Origin of the sequence: Mesonia aestuariivivens, assembly GCF_019311235.1 — a bacterium.
Taxonomy (GTDB): domain Bacteria; phylum Bacteroidota; class Bacteroidia; order Flavobacteriales; family Flavobacteriaceae; genus Mesonia; species Mesonia aestuariivivens.
Map to the genome: position 1 here is coordinate 40,008 of NZ_JAHWDF010000003.1, position 16,506 is coordinate 56,513.

At 30.7% G+C, this 16,506-nt stretch carries 14 protein-coding genes; 7 read left to right on the top strand and 7 right to left on the bottom strand.

Going from position 1 to position 16,506, the window contains the following annotated elements:
- Window position 1 precedes the first annotated feature (1 nt).
- A complete protein-coding gene (locus KW502_RS03425) occupies window positions 2-1,222 on the top strand; it encodes an exo-beta-N-acetylmuramidase NamZ family protein (protein WP_219039138.1) in 1,221 nt (406 codons plus the stop codon).
- 51 nt (window positions 1,223-1,273) lie between these two features.
- Here KW502_RS03425 and KW502_RS03430 read toward each other — a convergent pair whose 3' ends face one another.
- Complete coding sequence (locus KW502_RS03430; RefSeq protein WP_219039139.1) at window positions 1,274-1,765, bottom strand: YkgJ family cysteine cluster protein; 492 nt, start codon at window positions 1,763-1,765, stop codon at window positions 1,274-1,276.
- A 28-nt stretch (window positions 1,766-1,793) separates the two neighbouring features.
- On the opposite strand from KW502_RS03430, the gene KW502_RS03435 reads away from it, so the two are divergent.
- The gene (locus tag KW502_RS03435) at window positions 1,794-2,507 is read left to right on the top strand and encodes a class I SAM-dependent methyltransferase (RefSeq protein WP_219039354.1); all 714 of its coding nucleotides are present in this window, start codon (window positions 1,794-1,796) and stop codon (window positions 2,505-2,507) included.
- A 55-nt stretch (window positions 2,508-2,562) separates the two neighbouring features.
- Complete coding sequence (locus KW502_RS03440; protein ID WP_219039140.1) at window positions 2,563-3,324, top strand: membrane metalloprotease; 762 nt, start codon at window positions 2,563-2,565, stop codon at window positions 3,322-3,324.
- Window positions 3,325-3,343: 19 nt separating this feature from the next.
- Here KW502_RS03440 and KW502_RS03445 read toward each other — a convergent pair whose 3' ends face one another.
- From KW502_RS03445 to KW502_RS03455, 3 genes are all read right to left on the bottom strand, one after another.
- Complete coding sequence (locus KW502_RS03445; RefSeq protein ID WP_219039141.1) at window positions 3,344-5,005, bottom strand: amidohydrolase; 1,662 nt, start codon at window positions 5,003-5,005, stop codon at window positions 3,344-3,346.
- 93 nt (window positions 5,006-5,098) lie between these two features.
- Complete coding sequence (locus KW502_RS03450) at window positions 5,099-6,850, bottom strand: TonB-dependent receptor (RefSeq protein WP_219039142.1); 1,752 nt, start codon at window positions 6,848-6,850, stop codon at window positions 5,099-5,101.
- Window positions 6,851-6,880: 30 nt separating this feature from the next.
- The gene (locus KW502_RS03455; protein WP_219039143.1) at window positions 6,881-9,904 is read right to left on the bottom strand and encodes a tetratricopeptide repeat protein; all 3,024 of its coding nucleotides are present in this window, start codon (window positions 9,902-9,904) and stop codon (window positions 6,881-6,883) included.
- A 188-nt stretch (window positions 9,905-10,092) separates the two neighbouring features.
- Here KW502_RS03455 and KW502_RS03460 point away from each other — a divergent pair, with 188 nt between their 5' ends.
- Window positions 10,093-10,776, top strand: coding sequence for a cell division ATP-binding protein FtsE (locus tag KW502_RS03460; protein ID WP_219039144.1), 684 nt, complete (start codon window positions 10,093-10,095; stop codon window positions 10,774-10,776).
- A gap of 3 nt (window positions 10,777-10,779) precedes the next feature.
- Window positions 10,780-11,517 (top strand): class I SAM-dependent methyltransferase, encoded by a 738-nt coding sequence (locus KW502_RS03465; protein WP_219039145.1) that lies wholly within the window; start codon window positions 10,780-10,782, stop codon window positions 11,515-11,517.
- 24 nt (window positions 11,518-11,541) lie between these two features.
- Here the strand turns inward: KW502_RS03465 and KW502_RS03470 are convergent, their stop codons facing one another.
- On the bottom strand, window positions 11,542-12,366 hold the full coding sequence (locus KW502_RS03470; RefSeq protein WP_219039146.1) for a 2OG-Fe(II) oxygenase: 825 nt from the start codon (window positions 12,364-12,366) through the stop codon (window positions 11,542-11,544).
- A 46-nt stretch (window positions 12,367-12,412) separates the two neighbouring features.
- Here KW502_RS03470 and KW502_RS03475 point away from each other — a divergent pair, with 46 nt between their 5' ends.
- Window positions 12,413-13,303, top strand: coding sequence for a glycosyltransferase family 2 protein (locus KW502_RS03475; protein ID WP_219039147.1), 891 nt, complete (start codon window positions 12,413-12,415; stop codon window positions 13,301-13,303).
- Window positions 13,296-14,234, top strand: a complete 939-nt coding sequence (locus KW502_RS03480; protein WP_219039148.1) for a glycosyltransferase family 2 protein — start codon at window positions 13,296-13,298, stop codon at window positions 14,232-14,234. The genes KW502_RS03475 and KW502_RS03480 overlap by 8 nt, the downstream gene beginning before the upstream one ends.
- On the opposite strand, the gene KW502_RS03485 is transcribed toward KW502_RS03480, so the two are convergent.
- Window positions 14,221-15,315 carry a glycosyltransferase gene (locus KW502_RS03485; protein WP_219039149.1) on the bottom strand — a complete coding sequence of 365 codons (1,095 nt, stop codon included), beginning with the start codon at window positions 15,313-15,315 and terminating at the stop codon, window positions 14,221-14,223. The genes KW502_RS03480 and KW502_RS03485 overlap by 14 nt on opposite strands.
- Window positions 15,308-16,495, bottom strand: a complete 1,188-nt coding sequence (locus tag KW502_RS03490; RefSeq protein ID WP_219039150.1) for a phosphoethanolamine transferase — start codon at window positions 16,493-16,495, stop codon at window positions 15,308-15,310. Before KW502_RS03490 ends, KW502_RS03485 begins: the two co-directional genes overlap by 8 nt.
- Window positions 16,496-16,506 lie beyond the last annotated feature (11 nt).

A 16,506-nucleotide genomic window follows, 5' to 3' on the forward strand; every position in this document is an offset into this window, starting at 1 on the left:
AATGCTTTTTAACCGATTGCTCAAAAATACATTTTTTATTCTAGCTTTAGGATTGATTTCTTGTGAAGCTCAAACAAAAAAACAAAAGACTTCTGCTGTTAACACTTCCGTAGAAAATTCTATTGTGGTTGGTGCCAATCGTACTCAAAAATATATTCCGTTATTAAAAAACAAAAAAATTGGAATTGTTGGCAATCAAACTTCTATCATTTTCAAAAAAAATGGTGACCATATTCACCTTGTAGATTCTCTACTTGCTGCCAGCATTAGTATTGAAAAAGTTTTTTCTCCTGAACATGGTTTTCGCGGAAAAGCCGATGCTGGTGAAAAAGTAAACGATGGCATAGATACTAAAACCGGTTTGCCTTTAGTTTCGCTCTACGGAAGCCATAAAAAACCTACTCCTGAGCAGCTTAAAGGTATTGATATAATGATTTTTGACATTCAAGATGTAGGCGTTCGTTTTTATACTTATATCTCTACGCTACATTATGTGATGGAAGCTTGTGCCGAAAATAATATTCTACTATTAATTCTTGATCGTCCCAACCCAAATGGGCATTATATTGATGGACCTGTTTTAGAAAAATCTCAACAAAGTTTTGTGGGAATGCACCCCGTTCCTATTGTTCATGGGATGACGATTGGTGAATATGCACAAATGATTAATGGTGAAAATTGGTTGGATAATAAAGCTAAATGTGATTTAATGGTGATTAAAATAAAGAATTACGATCATCATCAACCTTATCATATTCCTATCAAACCTTCGCCAAATTTACCCAATGATCAAGCCATTAATTTGTACCCGAGTTTATGTTTTTTTGAAGGAACTAATGTAAATGCTGGCAGAGGAACTGATCATCAGTTTCAAGTTTTTGGTTCTCCAGACTTAGATGCTAAAATCTTTGAATATACTTACATTCCAAAACCTAATGAAGGTGCTAAACATCCAAAAAATAAAAGTGAAAAATGCTATGGAATGGATTTAACTTTCACAGAAAAGCAATCTGAAATCAATTTAACTTGGTTAATAAAGGCTTACCAAAACACGAAGAATAAAGATGAATTCTTTAATAGTTTCTTTTCTAAACTAGCAGGCACTAAAAAACTTAGGCAACAAATAGAAAGTGGTATGAGTGAAAAAGAAATTAAAGCCACTTGGAAAAAGGGATTAGAAGACTATAAAACTATTCAAAAAAAATATCTTCTATATAGATAATAGCAACTTAGAGAGAGCTATTAATACGCTCACTTTATTTCTAAACAAATATTACTGAAGTCGTTTTTTCATCGCTTCAACAATATTAAAAGCAGCAGGACAAATAGCTACATTTTTAAGCGTTAAATTTGATATTTGCTGAAATTTTCTACGATCAGTATGCGGAAATTCAGCACAAGCCTTAGGTCTAACTTCATAAATTAAGCATTTATTATCGTGTCCTAAAAATGTACAAGGCACTTGCTGTAGCACATAATCGTTCTCTTCATCTACCCGCAAGTATTGATCTATAAACTGCTGAGGCTTCATTTTTAAAAATTTTGAAATCCGTTCAATATCTTTATTCAAAAATAATGGTCCCGTAGTTTTACAACAATTAGCGCAGTCTAAGCAATCTGTACGCTCAAATTCTTCTTCATGCAATTCTTGCATAAGTAGGTCTAAATGTTTCGGCGGCTTTTTTTTAAGCTTTGCAAAAAACTTTTTGTTTTCGTTATGCTTATCTTTGGCTTGCTTTGGTAGATTTTTTATTACTTCTTCCATAGCGCAAAGGTAACTATAAGCAATTTATATTTTGAAAAATCCAGATATTTTTGGTCAAGCCGTACTTGACTTCCATCATCAGCAGCAACCTGAAAACATTATTGTGCATTCAGAAGATTTTGATGATGATGAAATCCCTACCGATTACCTCTTCCGCAGTTATGAAGAGATGCCAATATTAGAGCAAAAAGCGCTTCAATTAGCTGAAGGAAAAATTTTAGATGTGGGCAGTTGTGCAGGAAGTCACTCGCTTTATCTTCAACAGCAAAATAAAGAGGTAAAAGCTATAGATGTTTCTGAAGGAGCGATTGAAGTTTGCCAGTTACGTGGAGTTAAAAATGCTGAGGTAAAAGATTTCTTTCAACTTAAAAATGAACAGTTCGATACAATTTTAATGCTCATGAATGGTAGCGGAATTATAGGAAAATTAAAAAATCTTACACAATTCTTTCAGCACGTTAAAACACTTTTAAAACCAAATGGAAAAATTTTAATTGATTCTTCTGATTTAAGGTATCTTTTTGATGAAGATGAAGATGGCGGTATTTGGGTTAACCCCAATAAATATTACGGAGAACTAAGTTATTCTATTAGTTATAAAAATGAAACCTCAACAAAATTTGATTGGCTTTATATAGATTTTAATTCTCTACAACTCGCTGCACAAAGCAATGAATTTTCTTGTGAATTAATTAAAGAAGGTGAACATTTTGATTACCTAGCGATGCTTAAAATGAAATAATTTAAAACCAACAAAGCTAGATTTTCGTTAATTTATTTGTACTCATTTTGCGCCTATGAAAAAAATTAAATATTTATTACTGATAAGCTTATGCTTCATAAACTTTGCTTGTAGTGATGATGACAGTTTAAACTCAGAGAATCAAATTGCAGGAAATAATTTAAATCTAGGCAAATCTGCTCACGATCTATTAGCCAACGACACGTTCTCAAACCTAGAGGTCGAAATTGTTTATTCTGAAGGTTTTGCTCCAAAAGAAAATAGTCTCATTCAGCTTAAAAATTTCTTAGAGCAACGTACTTTTAAAACTAACATCACATTTATTAAACGCCAAATTGAAATCCCCAATACTTCTGCTTATACTATTGAAGAGATTAGAGCTCTAGAAGATATACATAGAACTTCTTTTAACACTGAAAATACCATTAGTGTTTTTGTATTTTTCGCTAATGCCGATCGCGAAGGCAACCAAGACAATCAGGTAACTTTAGGAACGGCTTATCAAAATACCTCTATGGTAATTTTTGAAAAAACTATTCAAGACATTACCCAAGGTTTTGGTACACCAAGAACTACCAATATTGAAATTACTACATTAACTCATGAATTTGGACATTTATTTGGACTCGTAAATGTAGGCTCTGATATGCAAACCAACCATGAAGATGCAGATTCTCGTTCTCATTGCAATGTAGAAAACTGCCTAATGCAGGCAAAAACAGAATTTACTAGCGATGTGATGGGTATGCTAGGTAATGGTATACCAGATTTAGGCTCGCAATGTATAGCAGATTTAAGAGCAAATGGAGGCAAGTAAATTAAAATAATTAAATGCTTTAATGTTCTACTTCTTGGGGTTTGAGTTTATTTTGTTTCCCATAAACTCTTTCTCCATTAATATAAGTAGCGTCAACCTTAATTTTCAGTATATCTTTTTCATTAATCATCATTATATCCCTATCTAAAATTATAAAGTCTGCATATTTACCAACTTCAATACTTCCTTTTTCCTTTTCTTCAAAATTGGCGTAAGCTGCCCAAATCGTCATTCCTTTTAATGTATTTTCTCTGCTTAGAGAGTTCTCCATTTGAAAGCCAGTCTTAGGATAACCCGAAATATCTTTTCTAACTACAGCAGCATAGAAAGTTAAAAATGGACTCACTTTTTCTATAGGAAAATCTGTACCTAATGCAACCAAACCAGCTTTATTCAATAACTTTTTATAAGCATAGGCATTATGTACGCGATCTCCAATTCTATCTTCTGCCCAATACATATCGCTTGTTGCATGCGTTGGCTGAATTGACGGAATGATATTTTTATTTCCTTTAAAATAGCTAAAGTCTTGTTCTTCTAAAATCTGTGCGTGTTCTACTCTCCAACGTTGGCCGCTTTTGTTTTTTAAAATTGAATCATAGACTTTTAATACTACATAATTGGCAGAGTCTCCAATAGCATGTGTGTTTAATTGAAATTCTGATTTACTTATTTTACCCGCCAGTTTTTTAAAGTCTCTTAAACTAATAAGCATCGCACCAAAATGATCTTCTTTATCTGCATAAGGTTTTTTTAGAGCTGCCCCTCGAGACCCTAGAGCCCCATCTGCATAAGCTTTTACTGAACGTACGTGTAGTCTTTTAGTTCTTAAAATTCCTTTATTTAGAAAATAGTTAAGATCTTCTTCTTGATTTTGAACCATTGCGTAAACTTTTGTTTTTAAGTCTCCTTCTTTTTGTAAACTATCTATTAATAGAATTGAAGATTTACTCAATCCAGCATCATCTATAGTAGTTAAGCCATATTTTAAAGTTTCTTTTTCAGCATCAAGCAAACCTTCTATTTCTTGTTTTCGAGTGGGTTTAGGCATAATATCCCAAACTCTTAGCATGGGATTATCTATTAAAATTCCCGTAAGTTCTTTATTTTTAATTTCAATCTCACCACCGTCTACTTTTGTATTCTTATTAATTTTGGCTAAGTCTAATGCTTTTTGATTAACCAGCATGGCATGACCGTCGATTCTAGTAATTGCTACTGGCGTATCTGGAAAAAGTTGATCTAATTTATTTTTAGTAGGAAATTCTTTTATTTTCCAATCATTTTGATCCCAACCGCGACCATAAATAAATTTAGCTTGATGCACTTTTTGGTAGGCTACAATTTTTTGTATTACTTCATCAAAACTTTTCGTTTCATTTAAATCTACCGATTCTAATTGTAAGCCTAGATTATAAAAATGAGCGTGCGCATCTATTAATCCTGGTATAATCGTTTTGCCTTCAGCATCTAAGGTTTCTTTGGGTTTATACTTAAGTAATAACTTTTCACCTTGACCTACTGCTACAATTTTACCATCGTTAACCACAAAGCCCTTAGCAATATCAAAATCTTTATTAACCGTGTAAACTTTAGCATTAACTACTAATAGATCTACCGACTCTTTTGGTTGACAAGCAAAAAGAGTGAAACAGATAATGATATATACTATTTTATTCATTTTGAATTTCTTTTTTATAAAAATAAAAAGCGTTTATGAATGATAAACGCTTTTTAACAACTATAAATTCTATTTAACTATACTTTAATTTTTTTACCAATCAAACTGATAACTAGCGCCACCCATGACTTGTAAACTTTGTACAGAATAACCCATCCAACGTTGGTAGTTTCCTTCGGCTAAATTGTTTCCTCTTATAAAAAATGAAAGCTGATCGTTTAATTTATAACCCACTCTTAAGTTAGCGTCTAGAAATGCCCCTAATTCTTCTACATGTTGATTTTGGCCGCCAGCTATAGATGATAAGTTGTAATTATAAGAATCTTTACGCTCTCCTACAAAGTACAAACTCGCTCCAGCAAACCACTGCTCTGAAATTTGATAATCTGCCATTAATATTGCTTTAACTTGTGGTAAATTCCAAGCTTCTTTTTCATATTTATTATCGTAAGTAGCAAAACTAGCATTCAATCTTAAATTTAGATCTTCGTTTACGGCAAGCTGCAACTCACCAAATAACTTTAGCGTATTTATATTATCGTAACTTATTCCAAATGAATTAAAATACTCATAATCTTCTCTAGGTGCTACTGCTAAATAAGAATTATGTTTAAATAAGGCTTTACTTTGCTCTGAAATATAACTGGCTTTTACGTTATAGCTTATACTTTCTGTAAATTTCCCTTTTCCTCCAATATAAATATCATATTGTTTATCTGTTGGAGTGATAGCTAATGTTGGTGATACGAAAGGATTTTTTTGAGCAAAATTATAATACGTATTTTGTTGCAAACCTCCATCGGCTCCCGCATAAACAGAAAAATATTCTCCAGCAACTTGGTAATCTGCATGAATTTTAGGATACACGAAAAACTTATTTTCGTCGTTTTCACCATCCATAGAATAAACTACTTCAACCCCAGCGTCTAATGAAAGTGGACCTTCTGTATATTTTAAACTAGGATGCGCTCCTAGGTTAAAATAACTATAATTCATTTCTGCTTCTGGGTTACCAAAACCTTGGTCAAATTTACCATTCACATAATCTGCCGAAAAATCTAAATTAATGAGCTGATTACTTACGGCAAATTCAAATTCTGGTAAAATTACCACGTGATTTTCACCACTGCTAAAATTATCACCAAACCTTCTATAGTTAATTTTTGCTTTATCAAACACGCCTCTTTCTACATCTATATTTCCACCTAAAGCAACTGCATAAAAACTATGTTGCGGATCGATATTACTGTATTCTTGGTCTGACAATGGTAAAAAGTTGGGCGTTCCGTACCAATTAAAGACTTGATGCTGAAAACCTGCTTCTGCCCCCCATGTAAAGGTTCTTGCTTCTCCGTTATAATCTAAATTTAAGCCAGTATCATAATACTTATCATCCAAGGTAGCATTATCAATTCCACCTTGAGAAGAATTATGAGTCAAAGCAATACCTAATTCTTGGTTTCTATTTACTTGCAAACCACCATAAAATTCGGCCATGACATTTGAGTAATTTCCAAAACCTAATGCCACATAATTATTAAATAATTTTGGTTTAGATTTGGTAGTTACTCCTGCAGCTCTACCTTTTGCGGGGGTAAATGTAGAAGCTACCGGAAAAGAAAAAATATCATAACTCACCTCTTTTTTCTTTTGTGCTGTAGAATCGTTAAGCGTAGGCGTTTGCTTAACTTTAAAAGCATCGCTTACCGTAGGAGAATAGGGTTTAACAATTATTAATCGTTCGGTATTAATATCTGCTTCTTCTTTATCTTGACTAAAAACCGATGTGGTAAATAACAGAACCGAAATGTATAAAAATACTTTACTTAATGAAATGCGTTGCATATAAGAAAGATTAGTTTATTTGTGTTGAAATTAGTTTTGCTCAGCTTCTACTGAAGAATTAGTTTCAGCCTGTTTTTTCTTAATTCTTGATAATTCAGCTTTTGCTTCTGCTACCAATTCTTTATATTCTGGATATCCTTTAATTAAACCTTCTAACACATAAGTAGCTTGATAAGCATCGTTTAGATCATCAAAGTTTTTCCCCATTAACAGTAAACTTTTTGCTGACCATTTAGGGTAACCAGAATACTCTTTGGCTAAAAGTTGAATTGCTTCATTAGAGGCTTCATACTTATTTTCATCTCTTTTAAAATATGCCTGATAATATTGAGCTTCTGCTGCTAAACTACCAGTAGCAATTTTCTTTACTTCTTGGTAAGCAGTTTTTGCTCTAGCTTTATCTCCTGTTTTCATCGCAGATCTAGCTATAAATACTTGTGCATCACTCTTTACATTATTTTCAATTTTAGTATCGTTTAATACTTTTTCTGCATAGAGTTTAGTTTGCTCGTAATTTTCTAACTGATAGTAAGACTTCATTAAGTTAGATTGAGCGAAGGTTATATTCTGTGAAAAGTCTGCTTCTTGTTCTAAGCGTTTTAATACGGGTATTGCAGTTTGATAGTTTTTATTTTCTAAATACAATTGAGATAAACGCGCCAAGGCTTGTTCTGTATACTCGTTTCTAGACTGTTCAACTACATATTGATAATGAGGAAGCGCTGCTGCTTTTTCTTCATCTCTAAATTGCAACTGACCTAAATAAAAATGTGCTGAAAGCGCATGTAAGCCGTTAGGGAAATCTTTTAAATATTTTTTAAATCCGTTTTTTGCGGCTTTAACATCATTCTCTATAAATTGATTTTCGGCAGATTCATAAGTAGCATTATCAATATCTGAATCTGAAACTTTCACAAAATCTAAACTACTTACCCAAGCGGCATATTCATCTGTTCTTTCTAAATCTACATAAATTACTCGTGCTGTTTTCACCGCTTGATTTGCTTCTTCTGTACCTGGGTAATCTTGTACTACTTTCTTAAATTTTTGTAAAGCTTCATTTCCTTGATCGTTATTATAATAAATAAGACCTTGTTTTAGTAAAGCTTTTGATACAAATGAACTTGCAGGAACTTCGTTAATTAATTTATTATACGATTGTATTGCTTTTTGAGGCTTACCAGTAGCTACATAAGTGTTTCCTAATTCATAATAAGCATCATCTCTATATATAGAGGTATTGTATTTAGATAAAAATGCTTCTAAATCTTCTAATTTACGATTGTTTTTATCTACAAAACCATAGCTTATCGCTTTTTGAAAATAGGCATAATCGCTATCAATACCTTTCATTGAAATAGCTTTATTATAAGCCTCCATAGCAGACCAATAATCACTAGTTACAAAATAACTATCTCCTAATCTTAAGTAAGCATCGTTTTTTTGAGATTTAGCGAGATTAGCTTTTTCTGTATAAGTTTTAAAAGCTTCTATTGCCGTAGCATACTCTTTTCTTTTAAAATAAGTGTAGGCAATATTATAGTCTATATTTTCATATTCGGCAGTTTTTTTTGCTGCTGCCATACTTTTAAACTCTTTATAGCCAATTAATGCTTCGCTATAATTTTCTAAATTATAATCACATTCTGCCTTCCAATACGTTGCTTTTGCCGTAAAATTTTGATCGTTTCTTTCTGACAAAGATTTATTAAAAAGCACTAAAGCAGCAGTGTAATTACCTTCTAAATAAAGATCTACCCCTCTATAATAAGCTACTTTTTGATAAACCAATTTATCTTTATAATCATTACTATTTTCGAGCAGGCTTAAAGCTTTTTCGTAGTTTTTAGAAGTCACATACGAGTCTACCAAAAGTTCTTTTATATTATCACGCTCGGGTGAATCTGGATATTTTTCTAGAAAATTAATTAATACTTCAGGAATACTTTTATAATTATTACCTATCTCGTAGCTCAATTTTGCATAGTTTAAAGCAGCATCTTCTTGAATTTTTTCATCAAAATTCATTTCAGAAGCATTTTTAAAAGCGTTTAGAGCTTCTTGTTTCTTGTCTAATTCTATATAAGATTCAGCTAAATGATAATACGCATTTTGAGCCACGTGATTTTGACCATCAATAATTTTATTAAATTCTGAAACTGCTTTTTGATAATCTTCTTGTTTATAATAGGCATAACCCAACTGGTAATAATCTGTGTTATTCCACTTTCCTTTTTTACCGCGGTATTCTTTTAAATAAGGAATGGCTTGATCGTATTGTTCTAAATTGAAGTAACTTTCGCCTATAATTTTGTTTAATTCTGAACGTTCTAAAGCATTTGAATTGTCTAATTGCTCTTTACCTAAGTCGATTGCTTTTTGAAATTTACCTAATTTAAAATTCATATCTGCCTGAAAATAGCTAAGATTACGGTTATAGCGATTTTCACCTTTTACTTGATCAAACATCTCATTGGCTTCTTTGTAATCATCTCCTTCATAAGCCATAAAACCTAAATAGTATTTTGCTTGTGAACCATATTCTTTAGAATCTCTAAGTCTATTGAAATACTTTTTCGCTTCATCCTTTCTGCCAGCTTTAAAATAAGCATAACCATTATTGAAATAGAATTCTTGCAGCTCTTTTTTAGACAAACTACTTTCATCTACTTCATCAAACCATTTACGAGCATAGTTGTACTGTCCGTTTTCAAAATAATAGTTAGCCACATTAATATACGCAGAATTTCTTTTGGTACTAGAAGGGTAATTTTGCACAAAATCTTCCATCAATTGTTCTGCGTTTGACTGATTTAATCGTACTGCAGAATTGGCAACATAATAAGCACAATCTGACTCTAGACTTGTGGTCTGGGCTTCAGACTTCACCTTAGAGAATAATTGTTGTGCGGCTTTATATTGATGATTATTATATAACTCTAGCGCTTTTTCATAGTCAGTAAAATCATTGGTATATACCGCAGATTGCTGTGAAAAGCCATTATAATTAAATGCTATAATTATAACAAGGCTAAGAAATGATTTATAAAACATTAAGTTGATTTTTTTGTTAACTGCAATGTCAAATATAATTTAAACTGCTTTTTTAAAACGTATAAAAAATGCTTTAATTATGTTAATCTTAAAACAAAAAGAACTCACAACCCTCTTCTATACTTTTTTAAAGAAATTTAAGTTTTATTTTATAGAAAAAATTACCTTTAAACCCTAAAGTAAAATTTATGTCTACAACGATTTTAGAACTTCGCAACGCCGCAATATACCAACGAGAAAATTTAATTTTATCTGAAGTTGATGTTGAAATAAACAAGGGAGACTTTGTGTATTTAATTGGTAAAACAGGTACTGGTAAAAGTAGTTTTATGAAAACACTTTATGGTGATTTACCACTAAGTGAAGGAGAAGGTAGTATTGTAGACTTCGACTTGCGTAAATTAAAACAAAAAGAGATTCCATTTCTTAGAAGAAAGTTGGGTGTAGTTTTTCAAGACTTCAAACTATTGAACGACCGTACAGTAAAAGATAACTTAATGTTTGTGCTAAAAGCTACTGGTTGGAAAGAAAAACGCGCGATGGAAAGTAAGATTGATGAAGTTTTAGATAAAGTAGGGATGAAAACTAAAAACTTTAAATACCCTTACCAACTTTCTGGTGGCGAACAACAACGAATTGCCATTGCACGGGCTTTACTCAACGATCCTGAACTTATCTTGGCCGATGAGCCTACCGGAAATTTAGACCCGCAAACCTCTGTTGAAGTCATGGAAGTTTTAAAAGAAATTAATAAAAACGGACGTACCATTTTAATGGCAACTCACGATTACGCCCTTTTACTTAAATACCCTTCTAAAACCCTAAAATGTGATGGGCAAAAGGTGTTTGAAGTCGTACAAAAGAGTGCTTAGTTTATGTATAAACAAGTCAAATTATTTGTTAAAAAAATAATCCCTCAAGAGTTTCTTTTTAAGAATGAACTCTTATTTAAAAAAGCACTTATTCCTTTTTACAAAGGCAACAAATACTCATGTATAATTTGCGGCAAATCTTGGAAAAAATTTATTTCTTTAGACGATCATGATTTACTCTGTCCCTATTGCGGTAGTAGAAGTAGAACAAGAAGATTATTTAAAATTTTAAACGAGCGTAACGATCTAAAAGGTAAAGTCTTACATTTTTCGCCGTCTCGAAGTTTATTCAGAATTTTTAAAGAAGATTATCGCTTTAGTTATTATAGCACCGATTTCGAGAATGAATTTTTAGCTGACTATAAGTTAGACATTACGAAAATTGATATGCCCAATAATTCTTTTGACACTATCATTTGCTATCATATTTTAGAACATATAGAGGAAGATCAAATGGCGATGGAAGAGCTTTTACGAGTTTTAAAACCAAATGGAAAATGTTATATCCAAACCCCGTTTAAAACTGGAGGCATCTATGAAGATTATAGTATAAAATCACCAGAAAAACGACTGGAAGCTTTTGGCCAAGAAGATCACGTAAGAATATACTCTATCGAAGGTCTTACAGAACGTTTAAATAATATTGGTTTTAAAACAGAACATCTTCAATTTGAAGAAGAAAAATCACCAAATGGTTTATTAAGTGAAAGCGTAATTATTGCAAGTAAACCTTTAATGTAATCCAAAAACACAAGATTTAATTTACTATTCTTTTTTATAAACGTGCGGATTTTCAACAATTCCTTTTTTAAATACTTTACGCACTTTCATTCTTAACCAAGTATCTAGTCGTAAAACACAATCTTTCAATTTTTCATCTGGACGAGCTCTAAATGAAGTCACATGAAATTTATCTGTTTGTTGTAGTGGTTGGTCTGAAAAGTAATAATTAGACACACACTTTCTGAATCCTTCATAGTTTACTGGAGAAACTGAATGTAAAGACTCGTTATGTGTGGCCATTACCACTAACCTATTAAATTTACTATGAATAGTAATTGGATCTTCTTTTAATCCATTTGGCCAAAGCTCTAGGTTACCACCATATTCCTCCTTCCATTCAGGGGTAACATAAAATAATAAATTTAACACACGCCAACGGTTTCTATCTTTATCATGAGAATTGTCCAAGTGCGGATTTAAAAACTGATCTTTTCCCATCATAGAAAGTCCTCCCGCATAAAGATTTTCATCAGGAAATGAATTTTCAATTCCGCAAATTTCAGAGATCTCATTTACAATTCTATCGTCTTGAAATGCGTAAATTATATTTTCAAGAATAGGATCGTAATGATTCATTTGAGCTGCAACAAACTTATTTTCCCTTATACTCTTCTTCTGCACCATTTTTTGCTCTAAAGGAAAAACTTCATTGATTCTTAAGACAATATTTTCTGGTAAAAGGTTATCTAAGTAAAAATGTCCTATTTTATTTTTGGAAGTTTTATACTGCTGAATTAATTGTAATTTTTGATCTTGAATTTTTTTTAAAATAAGATCAGAAAGATCTGAAGTATTAATGATTTCCATGTTTAAAATTATTTACTTTGTAAAGTTATAAATTATTAAAGATAAAATGGTTTCAGTTTTAATTCCAGTTCACAATTATGACGTTTCAGGATTAATTGATGTGATTTACACTCAAGCTGAAAAAGAAAAGATTTCTTATGAAATAATCGTATTAGATGACGCTTCTAACAATTTAGCTTTTAAAAAAAAGAATCAAACCAAAATTGAAAACACATCTCATTGTTTTTTAATCGAGTTTTCTAAAAATAAAGGGCGAACATTTGCCAGAAATACATTGGCCCAAAAGGCAAAGTATGATTATTTACTTTTTTTAGATGCTGATGTACTCCCAAAAGAGAACAATTTTATCAGGCAATTTTTACCTTATGTAAATAAATACGATCTTGTTTTTGGAGGTATTGATTATACTAAAAATCCTCCTAGCGAAAAGCAAATTTTAAGATGGAAATATGGAAGGGAGCGTGAAGCAAAAAATGTGGAAGAACGAAACAAATATCATTACCTTTCTGTAATTTCCATGTCCCTTTTTATAAAAAAAGAAGTTTTTCTTCAGGTAAATAATTTTTATAAAAACGAATATGGCTTAGATGTTCTTTTCTGTAAAAATTTAGAAGAGATAAAAGCAAATATTATTCATATTGATAATCCTATTATTCATTATGGGTTAGAAAATAGTGTTTCATTTTTAAAAAAATCTGCTCAAGCGATGAACACTATTCATCAACTTGGTAAAATGAAAAAAATCCCAGAAGATTACAGACCAATTCAAAAAATAAATTTAATGTTGAATAAGCTGAAACTAACTTTAATTTTTAGATTTATTTTTAAAATTTTCAGAAAACTTATTTTGAAAAATTTAAAATCAAAACATCCATCTTTATTCCTCTTTGATATCTATAGACTGTATCATTTCAATAATAGAATCTCGAATGGTTGAAATTTCAGTAATCATACCGCTATACAATAAAGAGAAATACATTTCTACTACAATTGAATCAGTATTAAATCAAATCTTTCGTGAATTTGAATTATTAATTGTAAATGACTGTTCTACTGACCAAAGCTTAAAAATAGTTGAACAAATAAATGATGATCGTATAAAAATTATTCAGCATCAAGAAAATAGCGGACTTTCAGCATCAAGAAATACTGGCATCAAAGCTGCTCAAGGAAAGATTATTACCTTTTTAGATGCAGACGACCTTTGGAAAGAAGACTTTTTATTTCATATAGATAAACTTTCAGGTAAATTTACGAATTGCGACATATTTGCCACAGATTATTTTGAAAGCTATGAAAACAAATTGCATTCAACTAAAAAAAATTTAAACCACACCTACAAAGCAAATCAGTATATTGAAATTGAAGATTTTTTTAAAGCCAGCGTTTTTAACCCTATTTACTGTTTTAGTTCTGTAGCCTTCTCTAAAAAAGCAATTGATAAAGTTGGTTTTTTTGATAAAAAAATAAACTATGGAGAAGATATAGATTATAATATTCGAGTGAATACAAAATTTAACTTAGCTTATTTTCATAAACCTTGTGCTGTCTATCGATTAGGGGTCGATAAACAAATCACTGCTAATGGAATTATTGGTAAAAACCTTCCTGATTTAAGCTCTTATAAAAATGTAAAAACTAGAAAAGCCTTAGATCTTTATATAAATATGAAGTATTACTATTATGCTTCACAATTTAAAAAAGCACAGGATGATGAAATGTTTAAAAAATATATAGAAGCTCTCAACTTTAGTCAGCTTTCTAAAAAACAGATATTACTGCTAAAAAGTCCTTATTGGTTGTATGAATTTTTAAAACAAACTAAAGCATTTCTATTAAAAAAAGGGATTAAGGTTACGCCTTATTAAAAATAGATTCCAAATAATTTTTCCATTGTAATTGAATATTTTCAATAGAAAACTTTTTCACACTAGAATTAGCATTTGCTTTACAGTGAAGGTATAAACTTTTATCTAAATACATTTTCTCTATAGCTCTCTCTAAGGCGTCAAAGTTTTGATCTTCAACTAACAAACCGTTTTCTCGATGCTGAATAATTTCTGAAGGTCCAGAATTACAATCAAATGCTACTACGGGCGTTCCGGAAGCTAAACTCTCGATCAATACTCTAGGAAATCCCTCATTTTTACTTGATAAGACTAAAAACTTTGCATGTTTATAATATCCAAATGGATTGGTATCGAAAGATTTCAATTTAATATAATCTGAAGCTTCTAACGAGTTAATTAAATTCTCTAATTGATTATCTTTTAAAGGATTACCAAGTATAACTAATTTCACTCCTTGCTCTGGAAGATTTGTTTTTAAGTAGATATGAATTAACTCTTTAAATTGTTTGACAGGATGATGTCTTCCTACAGCTAATATATATTCAAAATCAAAAGGGCTCTCCTCTGTTTTTAGTTTATCTGTAATCATTTCAAAATCTATAGGATTATGAATTGTAGAAACATTTTTCAACCCTATTTTTGCTTCTACCTGAGCTTGTATTTTCTGTGAGACACAATTTATACCAGAATAATTTTGATAAAGCTTTTTTGAAAGTTGATAAGGTTTAGGAAAATAATAAGGTAAGTAATAATGCCTCACCATATTTATTATTTTTGATTTAAAGATTAATTGATTGAGTAAAATTTCTCGAATTACTAAACCCTTCATTCGATAATCTAAAATCAAATCGAATTGATATTGATCAAATACTCTTTTTAATTCAACATACCTTTTAAATTTATTGAGGCTCGCTCTCGAGCCATCTTTAACTTCACCTAGATTAATTAAATTACCACTATAAGAATAACCAACATCATCAAATAAGATTACAATAGTTATTTTATAACCTAAATCGGTAAGCATACTAGATAATATAGCAGCCGATCGTTCTGCCCCGCCACCATTTAGTTGCTCAATGAGAATACAAATTTTATTCATACATAAATTGCTTTTTAAATTTAGAGTAATCTAAACCCCTATATACTTTTCTTAATCTTGGTTCAAATTTTTTGCTAAATACACTTCTTTCTTCAATAAGGAATTTATTTTTTAATCCAAAAAAATGAGTTAAACTGTGTGGCAAATCGTCTAACATATATTTTCGACAAGTATCAATTTCAAAATTCTCAGGTTTCTCAAATGTGCTTGATGTCCAAACTAAAAAAGGTATTTCATACATTGCTGGCGTTGGTTTATTTTGAAAATGACCGAAAAAATTTCTAGTGTCATAAACTTCATCTCCATGATCTGAAAAATATACCACAGCACTTTTCAAGTTTACTTTATCTACTTTTTTTATAATTTCACTCAATATATAATCTGTATATAAAATTGAATTATCATAAGCATTTATAACTTTCTGATTATGTTGATCTCCTGACGACCCAAAATATTTAAATGATTTTGGTATGCGTTTTTCATAATCATAATGACTTCCACTTAAATGAATAAAAATAACTTGTTTTTCTTTTGATTTAATTCTATCATCTAGTAATGGCAACAATACTTCATCAAAAGATGTATTATCCCTAAAATCATTAAAAGTCAAATAAATTTTGTTATCTGCTGTTGAGCTTAACCTTGAAATCATATTATCATGAACACCAACTGGGCGCTGATTTGAGAGCCAACTAACTTTATAACCTGCATTTTTAAAAAATGGAATTAAAGTTTCATTTTTATAAGGGTTTTCTCTATTTTTTAATGTTAAAGCATCTACTAAAGAACCTGTAGTATATACTTGTGAACTAATTACATCGGAGTATACTGAAATAGTATTTTTTAATCGATTTAAGTAAGGTGTAGTGTTTTTTTCATATCCGTAGATACTCATATGTTGTCGAGTCGCAGATTCTCCAATTACAATTACTAATAAATCATTATTTGTGGTTGATGTAACATCTAGCGTTTTAGCATTATTATTGAACTGCTCAATACTATCGATTTGTTTTGTATATTGAAAATAAGATTTAACAACAATATACGGCAGATTGTAAACAATTAATCCTGAAAACTTCAAAACAGAAACACATACTACTAAAGGGAGTAGATTAAAAAAAACAAAATTAGATTTACAACTATCTAAGGTGAAAATTTTATTTTTAAAGAGTACTGGCAACGCAAATAATA

Bases quoted from the DNA above. Each gene is read 5' to 3' on its own strand.
- KW502_RS03455 (WP_219039143.1), bottom strand. From the start codon at position 9,904: ATGTTTTATAAATCATTTCTTAGCCTTGTTATAATTATAGCATTTAAT.
- KW502_RS03425 (WP_219039138.1), top strand. From the start codon at position 2: ATGCTTTTTAACCGATTGCTCAAAAATACATTTTTTATTCTAGCTTTA.
- KW502_RS03445 (WP_219039141.1), bottom strand. From the start codon at position 5,005: ATGAATAAAATAGTATATATCATTATCTGTTTCACTCTTTTTGCTTGT.
- KW502_RS03480 (WP_219039148.1), top strand. From the start codon at position 13,296: ATGGTTGAAATTTCAGTAATCATACCGCTATACAATAAAGAGAAATAC.
- KW502_RS03465 (WP_219039145.1), top strand. From the start codon at position 10,780: ATGTATAAACAAGTCAAATTATTTGTTAAAAAAATAATCCCTCAAGAG.
- KW502_RS03460 (WP_219039144.1), top strand. From the start codon at position 10,093: ATGTCTACAACGATTTTAGAACTTCGCAACGCCGCAATATACCAACGA.
- KW502_RS03450 (WP_219039142.1), bottom strand. From the start codon at position 6,850: ATGCAACGCATTTCATTAAGTAAAGTATTTTTATACATTTCGGTTCTG.
- KW502_RS03470 (WP_219039146.1), bottom strand. From the start codon at position 12,366: ATGGAAATCATTAATACTTCAGATCTTTCTGATCTTATTTTAAAAAAA.
- KW502_RS03440 (WP_219039140.1), top strand. From the start codon at position 2,563: ATGAAAAAAATTAAATATTTATTACTGATAAGCTTATGCTTCATAAAC.
- KW502_RS03485 (WP_219039149.1), bottom strand. From the start codon at position 15,315: ATGAATAAAATTTGTATTCTCATTGAGCAACTAAATGGTGGCGGGGCA.
- KW502_RS03430 (WP_219039139.1), bottom strand. From the start codon at position 1,765: ATGGAAGAAGTAATAAAAAATCTACCAAAGCAAGCCAAAGATAAGCAT.
- KW502_RS03475 (WP_219039147.1), top strand. From the start codon at position 12,413: ATGGTTTCAGTTTTAATTCCAGTTCACAATTATGACGTTTCAGGATTA.